Genomic DNA, 15,753 nt, shown 5'->3' with positions numbered 1-15,753 from the left:
AAAAGTAATGTACAATTTCTATACATTGCTTTGTACAAATATTAATATAATGTTTAAAACTTAATAGAAATTAAAACAAAGGTAAAGAAAAGGTAAAGTTTACTAAATTAAATATAAAAAATACCCAATAACAAAAAGCTTAGTTTTCACTAATCGCTTTGTTATTGGGTATTAATTGATTTAAGAATTACTACTAGTGCGTATTGGTATACATTTGTCGTCACAATTAGAAAGAGATTGTTTACTTAGTACTTTCGGTAAGTAAATAGTTACTGTTGTCCCGACACCAACCTCACTCATGATACTAATTGTCCCTTGATGACTTTCAATAATTTTATAACTTAACATTAATCCAATACCAGTCCCTTTTTCTTTCGTACTATAAAAAGGTTCACCTAATCTCTTAATTCTTTCTTCAGGTATTCCTATTCCTTCATCTATTACATGAATAATGACACCATCATCATTTATTTCTTTTATGTGAATTGAAATTTCCCCACCATTTGGCATAGCTTCGATTGAATTTTGCAAAATATTAATAAATACTTGTTTCAATTGATTTTCTGAGCATTCAATAATTATATCTTTGTCATCCGTAAATAGTTCAACTTGAATATTTGTCATAATTGCTTTTGTATTCATTAACGATACGACATTTTTAAAAATTTGATAAATATTTTTCTTTTCTGTATTTATTTCATCTGTTTTAGCAATTGACAGAAATTCTTGCAGGATCGCTTCTATCCTTTCAATTTCAGAAAGCATAAGATCAAAATATCTTTCTTGATCTTCTTTATTAATTTGGAATAACTGTATAAAACCTTTAATTACAGTTAAAGGATTTCTTACTTCATGAGCTACGCCAGCTGCTAATTGACCAATTGCTGCAAGCGTATCTGATTTGTTTAACAATTCTTCTGTCTTTTTTCGCTCTGTAATGTCGCGTATAATAATCATAATTTTATCACGTAATAATGGTAAACACCTAGCTTCAAAGAAATCAATACTTCCATTAAGTGTGAGTGGATATTCTACAATTACATTCGTTCCTTTTTCCTTCACTTGATTAATGGCTTCCTGAAACTGCTGCGCTACTGAAGATGGTAATACTTCGTAAAACTTTTTTCCCATAAAAGCTTCTGCGGGTACGTAAAACTTTGTAGGGGATCCTGCCTTGTAATCAATAATCGTGCCATCATCTTCTGTTAAGAAACATAAATCTGGTAAAGCTTTAAAAATTAATTCAAGTTCAGATGTTTGTTGTTTTAACTGCTCTTCTATCGCTTTTAAATGCGTAATATCTACACCAACAGCCCAATAACTATATCCTGTTACAGGAAACTGTTCTGATATATTCGACCACATTATTGTTTTGATTTCACCATTTTTACATGTTAAGTGCATTTCCCAATCTCTGAAATTTTTTCCACAAGTTAAAAATTTCTTTTGTATTTGCTGGCGATAATTATGATCAGGATACAACAATTGCAGTGCATTTGGATTTCCAATTATTTCTTCAGCGGTATAACCTGTTACGATTTCACATTCTCGGTTCCACAAAACAAAATCTCCATTATAATCAAGCGCATCGACCATAACAGGCATATTTTGTAAAATCGTATGTAGTTCCTCCTCTTTCCGAGAAAGCAACGTTGTATTTTTACTTTGAAATACCTTTATTGCACCATCTAAAATTAAACTTGAGAGCATTTCAAAGTATTTTTGACAACTGAAAATTTCACTTTTTTTGGACCATACAACAAAAGATCCTAAATGTTGATTGTATAAGAAAATGGGGATTTCAATCTTTGGAAGTTTACTCTTTTTTATCTCATTCATTCCGAATGAAAAAACACACTCTTTTTCAGCATCAAGAAGTTGATGTGATATGTTAGTTAATTTATAAAATTGTTCTGCCATGGTTTCTATTGTACTCACATCAATAAGTTCCATTAGCCGCGAATTCATTCTTTGTTCACCTCAATATGTAAAATTAATACAAATCTAAAATTCATACTTCTCCATTATACGAAGAAAGCTAGTGTAGGTATATAGCTGTAGAATAATTATTCGATCAAATTTTATTTTTCAATTAAAACAAGAAAAGAATATATTTCGTTCATTCCTCATTTATTGTCTAGGTAACTTGAATTCCTCCTTACATTCACTTAATTTTCACTTGAGAGTCATATGCGTCACTAATAGCGGTATAAACATGCAATAAGTATAAAGTTCATAAAATATTCACATTTTTATGAAAAATATACACATTTATTCCAATATATTCTATATAATGAAATGTAATAAGGCTTCTATGAATCTCATAGAATACCTTACCCCTAATAAAAAGAAAAAAGAATCCATTTGGATTCTTTTTTCTTTTTTTAATTACATTACATATTTATATAAAGCATGTGCCACACCATGTTCTTCATTTGATAACGTTTCGTATTTACACATTGCTTTTATTTCTTCAACTGCATTCCCCATTGCAATTGATATGTTCGCTTTTTCCATCATAGAAACATCGTTTAGTCCATCACCTATCGCTACAGTGTTTTCAACCGGAATATTAAGATGTTCTGCTAAAGTATATAATCCATTCCCTTTTTGAGCATCTCGATGATTAATCTCTAAATTGTGCCAATATGAAGATGTAATTGCTAAATCTGTATTATGAAGAAATGTTTCTTTTAGTTTTTTTAATTTCTCAATATCATAAGAAAATGGTAATAGTTTATGCACATGTATATCTGTTTCTACAATTGGTTTACAACTTTCCGTACTATGAAACGCTGTATGCTCAAGATATAATGCTGCGATTGTTTCTAACTCTTTCAAGTCGAAATTTTCTTTTGAATTCTTCACATACTCAATTTCATTACGTACACTCTCTACTCCATAATCTGGTACGTACACACCTTTATCAGTATAAAGCTGATAATATAAACCATTCTCTTCAAGATATTCTACAATTTCAAGTGCCTGCATATTTTGAATTGGATATCTCTTCATCATTTTTTTATCTTTATATATAAGAGCCCCATTTTCCGCAATGATTGGACACTCTAAATTAACTTCTAACAATAATCGCTCAATGTCAACAATAGAACGTCCTGTACAAATTGCTACAACATGGCCAGCTTCTTGACATGTTCGAATTGCTTCTGCATTTTCTTTACTTATCATTTTATTCCCCGAAAGAAGAGTTCCATCTAAATCAATTGCGATTAATTTCATTATTTCTTCACCACTTTCTATAAATACACGAGTTCTAATTAATTATTAGGTATCGTTTCCATACAATCCTCGTGAGGTACTTCTTATTTATAATTTATGAAAAGCGTTTCAGGTCAAGAAATAATTAAAAATAAAATCCAAAGCTTTTCTTTTTAAAAAAGCTTTGGATTTTAAACTATGAATTATAACTAATGTATTTTGTCTCACACATGTACACGTTTTTTTCTTCAGTTGGGATATATACTTTAAACTTTTCTAATCGTTTTCCATAGACATGAATCGTAATAACGCTTTCATTTTTGCTAATTTCAAGAATATGACAATCTGCTGGTGGAATTACTTTATCAGTTTCTCCTTCTCCCAAATAAAGATTTCCTGTATGTGTTAAATAAACAAGTGAATTTCCAAGTTGTTTCGTTTGTATAAAGTTCTGCACCATTATCCTTCCTGAAAAAACGCCTTCTACTCCCCATGTGCCGTCATGATCATGTAAAGGTGTAGATTGTCCATCTTTCCATACGAGAGCTAGTACTTCAAAACGTTTGAGCGGATCTTCATACAATAAATGTCTTGCATATTGGGTCAAATTGGCCTTCTGTTTTTCTAACGGAAGCCATGTTTTCTTTTCTAAAAGTTCTTCTAGTAATTTTTCAATGCCACACACTATTTCTTCTTCAAATAAACCGTTTTCCATAAGATCTGTAACACCTTTAATAAACTTTTGAAATGATTTACTTCCATTACAAGTCAACATAAGAATCCTCCTCTACGTTTTATACAATTCCATATTAAGGTAATTGCCGAAAACTCACAATTGAGAAACAAAAAAACAAGATGCAAATGTATGCACCTTGTTAAGATTTTTATTTAGCTTTCAATCGAATAGGTAAGTATTTTAATGTTTGTTCATTTTCCAATATACATTTTTCTAAACAGAAAGATGGAGATAGCTCTATTTTTTCAAAAGCATTTATAAAGGTAGTTAATGCAATCTCAGCTTCTAAACGTGCAAGTGGTGCTCCTAAGCAAAAGTGAGGACCTTTCCCAAAGGTTAAATGCTTTTCATTTCCTGTTCGATGTACATTAAATTGAGAGGCTTGTGAAAATTTTTTCTCATCTAAATTCGCTGCACTAACCCACGCAACAATCATCTGATTCTTTTTCATGAAAGGACCAAATATATTTGTATCCTCTGTAATCCTCCGGGCCAATGTAACAGGAAAGCGATAGCGTAATACTTCCTCAATCGCTTTTAAAATTAAGCTAGGTTCTTTTCTTAACTCTTCATAAATTCCAGGTGAATCTACTAAAAAGCAATAAAAGCTATTAATAATTAAATTTGTAGTGGTTTCATTCCCAGCCGCTAGTAAACCTAATGAAAAGGTTACAATTTCTTCATCGGTTAATCTTTCCCCTTCATATTCAGCTCGAATTAAATCAGAAATGATATCATCGGTTAAATGATATCTCTTTTCCTGAACAATCGGTAGAAGGTATGCTTTGAATTCATGTAATGCTATCCCTTTCTCAGCATCCAGATCATTAAACTTTTCTTTACTATACGGCATAAATAAAATATCAGACCATTCTTTAATTTTTTTACGATCTGTTGTTGGGACTCCTAATAAATCGGAAATAACGGTAACAGGTAAAGGTGCAGCAAACTGTTCAACGATATTAACTTCACTACATTTTTCGATATGTTGTACAAGTTCATCTGCGATAGCCTGTATTCGAGGTTTCCACTGTTCTAAACTTCTTGGAGTAAATGCCTTAGAAACAATGGAACGTACATTGCGATGTTCTGGTGGATCTGTAGAGTTTATATTTATTCTAGTTTCTAAAGGAGGGATTGAGAATTGTCTGCGCTCCCTTCTACTTGAAAATAAGCGATAATCTGATAAAACACGATTTACATCATCATATAAAAAAACATTCCATACATCCTGCTCTTCATCATAATGAACTGGGTGATTATCCCTCATCAAACGATACCATTCATATGGATTCCATAATTCTTCTTTTGTTTTCAGCTTTGAAATTTCATGAACTAAAATAACATTTTCAGGTGAAGCCATAGTTCTTTCCTCCCTTTTCTTTTACAATAAAAGTGATAGGTCGGCAGTCCAAAGTTGTATAAACTATAATATGTTATTTTAACATATACCAAAGGGGATTTTTCATTAGAGAACTTGAGAAATATATAAGGGGGATTTTTATGTACGTTGACATTTTACTACTAGCAGAATTAACGACAGGACCAAAACATGGATATGAAATTAAAAAAAATGTTCAAAATCGTTTAGGTGAAAATTTCGAATTAAATCACAACATGCTTTATCCTGCCCTTCGGCGCTTTGAAAATATGGGTGCTATAACGAAAAAAATACATAAACAAGTCGGAAAACCAAACCGAAATATGTACGATATAACAGAAACAGGAGAAGAAATTTTTTCTGAAATGTTACGAGAGTTTCCCGAAAAACTTGCGACAAACAATACAGAATTTCTTGTTCGTATTGCGCTATTTGAAAAACTTGACTATGAGGATAGAAAAGAGATTTTGACTGTACGTCAAAACGTACTATATAATCAGCTTACTGCTATTCAGTCTCTAGATGTTACCTCATCTTTTATTACTGAAGTCATTGAATTTAGTAAATCACGAATTGAACATGAATTGAGTTGGATTACATCACTTATGAAAAAAATATGAAAAAATAACAAGAAAAGTTAAAAATAATGAATGAAAATGATATTTATTATCAATACTATAATTAATAAAAGGGCAACCACGATTTGGCTACCCTTCAAACATTTACACTTCTGGATCGAAAGTTTTGCAATCTGTTTCTTCCGTTGTAGATGCATGTTTACCTTTATGACTTACTACGTAAATTGCCTCTGCACTACATTTATTACCGTTCGCCCAAAATTTACAGTTATTTACTTCACATAAAACGTCTTGTGCCATAGTATCACACCTCCTTTTTCTATTATCATTAACAAAATTCGGAGGTATGATACTCTTTGTCATGCATTTTTTATTCCCTTTTTAGCTTTCTTAATGGTTCAATATCTCCTCGTACAATCACATCTATATTTTCAGTTATTTTTTCAATGTCAAAATGCCACCATTGAATTTGTAATAATTCTTCTATTATTTCATTTGAAAATCTCTCTTTTATTTTATTTGCTGGATTTCCACCAACAATTGTATATGGTGCGACGTCTCTAGTCACAACAGATTTAGCTGCAATGATTGCACCATCTCCTATTTTTATTCCGGGCATAATAGTTGTGTCCATACCAATCCAAACGTCATTTCCTATAACTGTATCGCCTTTGTAAGGTAAATCAGACAAACTAGGTGTATACTTCTCCCACCCATTTCCAAAGATATTAAATGGATATGCCGAAAATCCATCCATCCGATGATTCGCTCCGTTCATAATAAAGTTAACTCCAGATGCAATACAACAAAACTTTCCAATAGTAAGGCGATCCCCAAGAAATTCATAATGATGTAATACTCGATTTTCAAATGTTTCTCCATCTTTCGCATCATAATAAGAATAGTCACCAACAAGTATATTAGGTTTTGTTATTGTATTTTTTATAAATTGAACGTTTTGATTTCCTTCAATAGGGTATTTAATATTTGGATTAGGATTCATTTTGTACAGCGCTTCCTTTACCACTTATTTCACTTTCTACCGCTATTACTGGCTTTAAATTGTATATAGGTAAAATAAACAATAATCCAATTATAAAAAGTAAAGCCGTCCCTTCATACATCATACTTAATGAAAACATCTCTTTTAATGAGCCAGCTATACTCATCGTTACTACCATTGAACCGGTAAATAGCGGACTTAAAATACCATTTACACGACCTATAAAATCGGTATCGCTATTTTGAATAATAAGCGTATTAATACCAATTTGGATACAAGGAAGAGCTAAGCCACTAAAAAGCTGAGCTGTAAGTGTCACCCATAAATTTGTAGAATATCCTATAATGCCAATACCAATTGCTTGACCAAGCATACCGATAATTAACATCTTTTGCGGAGCAACGTTTTTCGCAAATACCATTGCTAATGCTCCGCCAACAATCATTCCCGCACCATTTACTGTTAGTAGCCACTGTAAACTCTCTTTTGATAATCCTAGCTGCTCAGTCACAATAAATATACCTAATGGTTGAATTAATCCTATACCTAGTCCTGCAGCCATAAAGCAAAGCCCTAGCAAAGTTAATGCTTTTTTCTTTTTGACATACTTAATACCATCCTTCATCTCCTGCAGCAGAGTGATATCTTTCTTTTCTACGTCGTTTTCAAGATCTTTCGGAAGAAATAACAATACAACTGCCGCAAGTAAAAACGAGATACCTGTTATGATGATTGAAATATAAATTCCAAAACTATGAAAGATAAATGTCCCTAGAATTGGTCCTAATACCATAAATATTGCAAATATCGTTTGATATATAGACATCGCTAATTGAATTTGTTCCGTTGATAAATGTTGTTTAAACAACTTCATTCCAGATGGTTGTGAAAACTGTGAAAGGATTGCAGAGATGAGTGTCACAAAAAACACAATTTTCCACGTTCCAAACATAAGCGTAATTAAGACAGCGAATACTGAAATGGAACTTAACGTTTCACACCATATCATTGTCTTCTTTGGCTTCCACCTATCAGCAAAGGTACCGCCAATAAATGAAAAAATAAAAATTGGAGCGAATTCAGCAACTGAAATCATGGAAATAGCAAAAGCATCACCTTTTGTCATTTCCATTACATATAGTAATACCGCAAAGTTTCGAACCCATATTCCTATTTGTAAAAATAATGCTGATGCTAAAATCCCTTGTACAAACCGATTTTTTAATACTTGTGATACCCCATTGTTTTGTTTCGTTACTACATTTGTCGACATAAAAAAGCCTCCTATTTCATGTTCTGAACAGGAGGCAGCACAAATCATATAAAAAGACTATATATTCGCAGAGCGAAATACATCCCTTTTCTATAAATGTACAGACTAACCCTATTCAGAAGAATATTTCGTTTTTTAACGAAGATCTCTTACAAATAGAATTAGTTGATCATTGGGATGTCTTCACCCTTCCGTTTCGAATTTAAATAACACATACATACTCTATGTAAATCATTTTCGATGTATGCATGTCTCCTTTTAACTATTCTAGAAAGTTAAAGGTAATTCCTCTAAAGAACGCATTAAATAGTTACCTTGCCATTTAATTTCTTCACGATTCCCTTTTATTTGTAGTTCAGGCATTCGATTAAACAAAGTAGTAATAGCAATCTTTGCTTCTAACCTCGCAAGTGGAGCGCCTAAACAGAAATGGCTACCATGACCAAAGGCAATATGACGATTATTTTCCCGAGTAATATCGAATACTTCTGGGTTTTCAAATACAGTTTCATCACGGTTTGCAGAAGCTAAGGCAATGACAACCATATCTCCTTTTTCGATTGTTCGGTCGTGAATTTGAAAAGGTTCCGCTGCCCATCTTGCAGTTGTAACCTCAACTGGAGAATAATAACGCAATCCTTCCTCAATAGCCGAATCAATTAGTTTTGGATTATCTTTTAATAACTGTAATTGATTTGGATTTTCAAGAAGTGCTAATACCGTATTTGTAATTAAATTCACTGTCGTCTCATGTCCTGCGACAATTAATAGCATTATCATTGAATATAGTTCCCGAGCGCTAAGTTTACGCCCTTCACTCTCTGCAAGTATTAAAGCACTCACCAAGTCTTCTTTTGGCTCTTTTCTTTTAATATCAACTAAATATTGAAGATATGTAATAAACTCAGATAGTTGTTTTTCGGTCTCTTTTATTTCTTCAGGTGTTTCTGGTGATGCAATAACAGCATGAGACCAAATCCTAAATTTCGCTTGATCTTCTTTTGGAATACCGAGCATCTCGCTTATTACAATAATTGGTAATGGAAATGAATAATCATCCACAAGATTTAATGTACCTTTTCGCTCTATATCACTTATCAAATCATCTGCTATTCTCTGAATTCTTCCGTCTAATTGTGCAATCATCTTCGGTGTAAAAGCTTTTTGAACTAAAGATCGTAAACGACTGTGGTTAGGTGGATCTGAATTTAGCATATGTGTTGTTAAGTGGTCACTATCATCAACGGAAAGATACATGTTCTTTATATCTTGAGAAAACACATTTGTCCAATCTTTTTTTAAACGATTATCTTTTAAAAGTGGCAGAGCATCTTCATATCTAGTAATGAGCCATTCTTTACCGATTTCAACTTGGTTTACAAATAATATAGGTTGTTTTTTTCGCGATTCTTTATAAATTTCATATGCATCTTCTTTAAACTGAGCTGAAGCTAAATTAATGCCATCCTCTATGCTTAACCCAACTTTGTTTTTCATTGACATTGTATTCCCTCACTCTCATTTGTTTTTGAAAACCAACCAACATATGCATTATACTCTAATAAAAACGTGAAAATTGTAAATTTTTAATCAAAATCTTACTTCGTATATTGAAAAATAAAAAAGTGAGAGAGTACAATCGTTTTACTCTCCCACCTCTCTTTATGCGAAGCACATAAAATTACTAATTTGTTGATAGCGATAACTTACTTTACGACGACGACCACCTTGCCAAGTGTAACCTGATACTCCGTTTCTTCTCACTTCAGTCGGAAAGAACCATAAATCCCTTCCAAAAGGTCCAGGACGATGTAAACGTAAATAGCCCCATCTTCCTAAACAGTTACACATCCATGATTTCATATTGCCTGGTTGTGCTGGAGAAGCAAATGTAGACGGTAACGATGGCGCTTGTGACGGTGGTGGTGACGTTGGAGCATCCTCCGCATCATCTGGTCTGTAGTCTTCTTGTTCAATATCTCTCACTTCATTTGTAGGTTCATACCCGTAGTTTTGTGGATTGTAATACATCGCTTGATCATATGGATAATTTTGTTGGTTATACATATTAACAAATCACCTTCTTTTCATTCATTACCTTTACCATTCATATGTGATATGCCCTCTCTGCGAAGCTTATGTATAGCCCAAATTCAACTTAAAAAGCTCGTATTATTAAAAATACGAGCTTTTCAAAAATAGAATGTGTTTATCATTTCCTTAACTTCACACTATAAAAACGCATTTCATCTAACGAACCTTCAAATTCAAATACTTCTTGTTTAATTAATTGTTTCAAGCGATATTCTAAGAATGTATCTCCAACTAATTGTTCAACAAGACCAAGTGCTTCACCAATTACTCTAGGAGCTTTAAGGAACTCTCGATCAGCACCCACACTTTTGGCGCATTCAATTATAAATTGATCAAAATAATCTTCCTGTACAGAATGCACTTCATTTTCTTTCCAAACTCTTAAACATTCTATGCTTTCCGATAATCTATCCCACTCATTTTCAAACTTCATGCGCTTCTCTTCAGTTAAATAAGGTAGCTTTATAAAACTTTTTTGGAATAGAGCTAAACTTTCAGGTGGTAATTCTCCCGTTCCACGAATATCATACTCTTGTTTTAATATTTCTCTACTTGCTTCAGACGTATTAATAACTCGAATGTTTTTCTTATCCTTTAATTGTGCCATTACAAAACTTAAGCCTACATGTTCATGTGCATTATCAGCCTTCCAAATTGTAATAGGCGTTTCAACAGGAATAGTATGTAGTTCTTCTATAGTTGCTATAAATCTTGATAAATATTCTTCTTCAAAATAACTATCATAAGCAGTTAAGTTATTTATTAACCACTTCTGTCTTGCTAGTTGCCCCTCATTCGTATGCAACCTATATATCGGTCCAATTGAAAAGAATTCCGAAAAAGCAACAACACTCTCTTCAAATAATTCTTCTTGACTTAACATATATTTTAAGCAACCAGCCGTTGAATCATCAAAAGCAATATGTATGTGCGTACTTTCTTTTACATTCCTTTTATAAGTAGGATTACTTGTTAATTGTTTCGGAATATCCATCAAATTTTTAATTGTATCTTCACTGTAGTTTTCTTCTAATAAGTTTAACTGTATGAGAATACTTTGAAGTAAATCTTTAGCCTCATCTTCGTACATATCCTCTACAGCATTTTTAATTTTATCTATCACACAAATCCCTCTATTCATTTCAAAAATAACGTAGATTATAGTGTATCATTTTAGTATAGTTCTTTAAAGTCAAATCCAGATTGCTACAGCAATCTGGATTTTCAACAAAAGCTTTCCTTATATTTTTGAATTGCTAAATATTTTACTTTGAAAATCTTTGTATCTAAATGTATAATTATATAAAAACAAAAATATAGGAGCTATATTTATGGATAAAGTACTTACAAATTATAAACATTACTTAAAAAATTGGAGATTTATATTTATTTGCATACTACCTACTATCGCCTTATTCGTTACTTTCTATGTCATCTTCGAACTACTGTTTCATCAAGATTTCTACTTATCTAACTTAATTTCTGCTATCATATTATTTTTAATATTTATTAACGTTAAAGATAAATTTAAAATTAAAGGCTAAAAACACTATTTCAAAATAGCCCTTTATTATTGCATCCTACTATAAAATAAGGCTCGTAGTAGATTTTCATAAAAAATAAGAGCACCCTGCAATTGGCCGCTCTTATGTGATTAGAGGTTTTTTCTGAGTATTAAGTAGGACACGAAGATCTTGTCCTACTACATAATATATGCTTGTACTTATTATTTCGTGCATGTATTAAGCACCATGTTCAGGTACTTAATATATGCATAATCATTGCTATAAAATCTACTCAAATATTTACTGTACGATTATCATATTTATAAATTAAAAAACATCCCCAATGGATGTTTTTTATCTAACATTTTAAGCTTCCATAAACTTAGCCGGTACACCAATTTTTTCAACTACAGAAGATATATTAGTAGGATTAATCATTACATTTTCAATACATACTAATTTATTTTCTAATATCCCATTCTCTGCAGTAATAAGTTCTTCAAACCGATCTAAAGTCATTGAGAATTTATGTTCACTTCCACCATTCATACTAACTTTTACATACTTCATAGTGTCACCGCCTTTCATAATAATTTACATTTCGACAAGAAGGCGCTTACATCCTTTTTATTTACCCTTAGATTTCTCACGTTTACATGTATTTTGAGAAAAGCAGCTACTATTATTTACTCACAAAATTATTGCTAATAAGAAAGATAAAGATAAAAATGCACAAAGTGGAATATATAAACCGGTATCCATTCTAGCAAAGTGTGTATCTTTTTGTCGTTTAAAGATACCAAAATAATTAAACTCACCAATTACTCTAATAGAAAAGACGATCATACAAATCCAGGAACCGACTTGAATAATAACATTAGGAACTGCAAAATGAAAAATTTTTGCTTGTTGCAACAAAATTATTGCTGCCATACTTAATAATAATGCAATGAACAATGTCATTCCGGCGCGAGGTGTAAACGCCTTTTCCCCTGATTTAGTTGGAATAACACTATTTGTCCCCCAATTACCTCCGAAAGCCCAATATACATGTAAAAAGCTAACTAAGAATAATATACAAACAGATATATATGTAATGATAAGCATTTTATCCTCCCCTTATTTTAGTTCCTATCTATAAAATATGCTATTCCCCTCCGCAATAGCAACCTTCATTTCATTACATAAAAAAACCGTAATGATTCATCAATATTAAGATAAGTCATTACGGGGTTATTAAACTTCATTATGCATTATACCTATTTCTTCGGCGTTCCATCCTTGTTTGACCTTGAACTGCATTTTCTTTGTATGGATCTATTTGCTCTGTCATTTCATATGTTGCAACTGGTTCTTCGTACTTATACTCATGGATTTTTTCTGGCATTTTACTTTTAGATTCTTTTCCACCAAACTTAAATAGTTTTATCCTTAATTTCGGTAATCTTGGAAGACGAATCTTAAATGATAATCTTTTGTGTTTCTTTTTTGGTCCAAGTAGATTTATATTTTCTTTATTATTATCTTTCTCTTTGCGGTGAATGAACATCGCGAGTAATCCTCCTATTACAAGTCCTCCAATTAATAGTAATATATATACATAATGGCTTGTCATTAAACTCGTTATGCGTTCAAGTATGACTAACGACTGTACTTCTTTTATATCCCATAGTAAAGCGGCCCATAATGAGAATAAGCCCAAAGTAAGTCCATATGTACGAAAACGGAATAAACATGGAATTAACGCGACACATGCAGCAATTTTCGCATTTGCTATGATTGAGCTTGTTGCAATATCCTGATGCCAAATAACTAACAGTAATGTTATAAATGGCGCATACGCTATCCAGCTGCATATACGTGAATACATCTTTTTAGCAAAATAACTACCGAAACTAGTAAAAAATAAAAGCCCTCCAATATATATAGATTGTTCTAGAGGGATTTGCTTTGTAAGTCCTGCAATTGGAAAGAGGCCGCTCAGTAGCATTAAGAGCACATCTAATTTCTTCACAATTCCCCATTCCTTTCAAATTTTTTCAATTAATAAAAATCGTTTTTCCATATGAAATAGTTTTTGTATTTCTAAAAAACATATTAATCCTGTCTGCACATAAAGTAAATATGTAAACGAAAAGATACTTGACAAAGAATATCCTTATTTACATAAAAAAATGACAAATCCTGATCGATATAACGAGCAGGATTTGTTTACAAGTATTTAAAGTAGAATAATTGAATCTTTCTTTTCTACTTTTACTACATCTACATCCAATTCATCATTAAATTCTTTAAACTCTCTTGCATCTATGTCAGTAATATAACTCTTTATTATCTTTTCCATATGCATGGAATATGTCATGTGTACATTCTTTTTCGAAAGCATACTAGAATTACAGCACATGTAATGTATCATTTTAGCGATATAATCCCTTTCTACAGGTTTTACACCTAATGGTAGAATTTCAAGTATATATCGCTGAAAAATCCCACTACAATTAAGTGAATATTCACCAGTGCTATAATACATCCCTTTTTGATCTGCATATAAGCCAATGCTATCTAGAGCATCATCAGATTCTATTACACCGTAACTTGGTACATCAAAACCTGTATTTATTCTAATAATATTTAAATTTGGAACCTTTAACACCTCTGGAACAATATCAGGTAAAATATCTATATTAATTTCTTTATTTTGTAACTCTTTTATCCAATATTTTCTCAAATTTGCATCTACAATGAAGTAAACTTGTTTATTTTTTTCTTTTGCATATTGTACAATTTCCATTAATGTTTCGAAAACATATTGTTTAAAAAGAGCTCCCATATCATTTCTCTTTGATGGTTGTGGTAAAAATGCATTATGTTTATTTATATTTAATAATACGTAATCAATCGTTTGCCACTCTGTACTCCCATATAATTTATAAAAAATTTCTTTTCCTTTTATTTTTGAAAAAATAGGTAAGAAATCGAATTTCGATATTCGTTCAATTGATAAACTAACATATGTACAAGGTAAATTTATCTTATTCCAACTACGCCTCAAAAATCCTTTTTGTTCTAATAGACTAAAAATACTATTTACAATTGTTTTACGAGATACATTTTGTCCTATAAATAAATTAATAAATGTTGAAATACGGTTTGTTCGTGCAAATCCCTCTCTAATGATTTGTTTTGGATCAATTTTTTCGCGTCCATCACAATTTTTCATCGCGATTAATGCTAATGTCGCATCACTGCGCTTACCCGCGGTAGCATAGACAGCTTTCTTAACATCATCTACAAGATTTGTTTTATATTTTTGGCAATATTGCATTTTATATGGATTTTGTAACACCTTTTCAATATTGTATCTCACAATCTTTAATAACACTGGAAAATCTGTATTCAATACATAAGAATTTTCACCAACTTTAGTCAAAACAATTTCGCTATCAAGTAATGCTTGTTCTATTTCCAGCGCTATATTTTCAGACCAAACTTCTAATATTAATGTCTCTAATCCTTTTGGTGCAAATAAAGGAAATAATTCATTTTTGTTATTTGTAGCTACCTTTTTACATTCTGGAAGTATTGTGAAATAAGAGAATTTACGCTGAAATTCTTTAAATAAATACTCTCTTTCCTTTACTGTTATACCCGGTTCTATTTTAGTACCTTGAACTTTATAAATTCTCTCATTGTATGGAAATAACACCCTTTTATTTTCTCCTACAATATAATCTTTCGGATATTGGAGAATATGGTCTAAATCCACCTCTCCCCCTATTTGAAAATCATCTTTTAAATTTCTAAATATCTTAATCCATTTCATGCCGGTTGTAGCTTGTTGTATTTTTAGTTTTACAAACCGTATTTTTTTATTATTTGACGCAAACTCTGAGGTAGAAATCAATATCATGCCTCGTTTTCGTCTTAAAAGTAAAGGAATATCTGGATGATTATATTCTTGATA

General features: G+C 31.6%; 16 protein-coding genes. 2 read left to right on the top strand and 14 right to left on the bottom strand.

Going from position 1 to position 15,753, the window contains the following annotated elements:
* Positions 1-180: 180 nt before the first annotated feature.
* From OXT04_RS03100 to OXT04_RS03085, 4 genes are all read right to left on the bottom strand, one after another.
* Complete coding sequence (locus OXT04_RS03100) at positions 181-1,968, bottom strand: ATP-binding protein (RefSeq protein WP_141541677.1); 1,788 nt, start codon at positions 1,966-1,968, stop codon at positions 181-183.
* A 420-nt stretch (positions 1,969-2,388) separates the two neighbouring features.
* Entirely contained in the window at positions 2,389-3,240 is an 852-nt protein-coding gene (locus OXT04_RS03095) for a Cof-type HAD-IIB family hydrolase (RefSeq protein WP_071730406.1), read from the bottom strand.
* Positions 3,241-3,415: 175 nt separating this feature from the next.
* On the bottom strand, positions 3,416-3,994 hold the full coding sequence (locus tag OXT04_RS03090) for a cysteine dioxygenase family protein (RefSeq protein WP_071730408.1): 579 nt from the start codon (positions 3,992-3,994) through the stop codon (positions 3,416-3,418).
* A 109-nt stretch (positions 3,995-4,103) separates the two neighbouring features.
* Positions 4,104-5,318 (bottom strand): cytochrome P450, encoded by a 1,215-nt coding sequence (locus OXT04_RS03085; protein ID WP_265938116.1) that lies wholly within the window; start codon positions 5,316-5,318, stop codon positions 4,104-4,106.
* Positions 5,319-5,458: 140 nt separating this feature from the next.
* On the opposite strand from OXT04_RS03085, the gene OXT04_RS03080 reads away from it, so the two are divergent.
* Positions 5,459-5,956: a PadR family transcriptional regulator gene (locus OXT04_RS03080; RefSeq protein WP_000289127.1), complete on the top strand. Its 498-nt coding sequence runs from the start codon at positions 5,459-5,461 to the stop codon at positions 5,954-5,956.
* Between the two features lie 102 nt (positions 5,957-6,058).
* Here the strand turns inward: OXT04_RS03080 and OXT04_RS03075 are convergent, their stop codons facing one another.
* The 6 genes from OXT04_RS03075 to OXT04_RS03050 form a co-directional block, all read right to left on the bottom strand.
* Complete coding sequence (locus tag OXT04_RS03075; protein ID WP_000046095.1) at positions 6,059-6,214, bottom strand: DUF1540 domain-containing protein; 156 nt, start codon at positions 6,212-6,214, stop codon at positions 6,059-6,061.
* A gap of 70 nt (positions 6,215-6,284) precedes the next feature.
* Positions 6,285-6,917, bottom strand: a complete 633-nt coding sequence (locus tag OXT04_RS03070) for a Vat family streptogramin A O-acetyltransferase (protein ID WP_001069204.1) — start codon at positions 6,915-6,917, stop codon at positions 6,285-6,287.
* Complete coding sequence (locus OXT04_RS03065; RefSeq protein WP_000106396.1) at positions 6,907-8,190, bottom strand: MFS transporter; 1,284 nt, start codon at positions 8,188-8,190, stop codon at positions 6,907-6,909. Before OXT04_RS03065 ends, OXT04_RS03070 begins: the two co-directional genes overlap by 11 nt.
* 267 nt (positions 8,191-8,457) lie before the next feature.
* Entirely contained in the window at positions 8,458-9,693 is a 1,236-nt protein-coding gene (locus OXT04_RS03060; protein ID WP_267412870.1) for a cytochrome P450 family protein, read from the bottom strand.
* Positions 9,694-9,852: 159 nt separating this feature from the next.
* Positions 9,853-10,257, bottom strand: coding sequence for a hypothetical protein (locus OXT04_RS03055; RefSeq protein ID WP_000282687.1), 405 nt, complete (start codon positions 10,255-10,257; stop codon positions 9,853-9,855).
* A gap of 145 nt (positions 10,258-10,402) precedes the next feature.
* Positions 10,403-11,407, bottom strand: coding sequence for a DUF1835 domain-containing protein (locus OXT04_RS03050; RefSeq protein ID WP_000565684.1), 1,005 nt, complete (start codon positions 11,405-11,407; stop codon positions 10,403-10,405).
* A gap of 208 nt (positions 11,408-11,615) precedes the next feature.
* On the opposite strand from OXT04_RS03050, the gene OXT04_RS03045 reads away from it, so the two are divergent.
* A complete protein-coding gene (locus OXT04_RS03045) occupies positions 11,616-11,828 on the top strand; it encodes a hypothetical protein (protein WP_000362073.1) in 213 nt (70 codons plus the stop codon).
* 327 nt (positions 11,829-12,155) lie between these two features.
* Here the strand turns inward: OXT04_RS03045 and OXT04_RS03040 are convergent, their stop codons facing one another.
* From OXT04_RS03040 to OXT04_RS03025, 4 genes are all read right to left on the bottom strand, one after another.
* On the bottom strand, positions 12,156-12,359 hold the full coding sequence (locus OXT04_RS03040) for a hypothetical protein (RefSeq protein WP_000878368.1): 204 nt from the start codon (positions 12,357-12,359) through the stop codon (positions 12,156-12,158).
* A gap of 120 nt (positions 12,360-12,479) precedes the next feature.
* Entirely contained in the window at positions 12,480-12,896 is a 417-nt protein-coding gene (locus tag OXT04_RS03035) for a DUF3995 domain-containing protein (RefSeq protein WP_000905591.1), read from the bottom strand.
* 139 nt (positions 12,897-13,035) lie between these two features.
* On the bottom strand, positions 13,036-13,803 hold the full coding sequence (locus OXT04_RS03030) for a DUF3959 family protein (protein ID WP_000732179.1): 768 nt from the start codon (positions 13,801-13,803) through the stop codon (positions 13,036-13,038).
* A gap of 207 nt (positions 13,804-14,010) precedes the next feature.
* A partial coding sequence (locus tag OXT04_RS03025; protein ID WP_267412862.1) for an RNaseH domain-containing protein occupies positions 14,011-15,753 on the bottom strand: 1,743 nt, incomplete at its 5' end.

Source organism: Bacillus sp. GC_Bacil_1, assembly GCF_026540675.1.
In the GTDB taxonomy this organism is placed as follows: domain Bacteria; phylum Bacillota; class Bacilli; order Bacillales; family Bacillaceae_G; genus Bacillus_A; species Bacillus_A cereus.
Note: the sequence above shows the minus strand (reverse complement) of the source record. Positions and strands in the feature narration are given on the sequence as shown.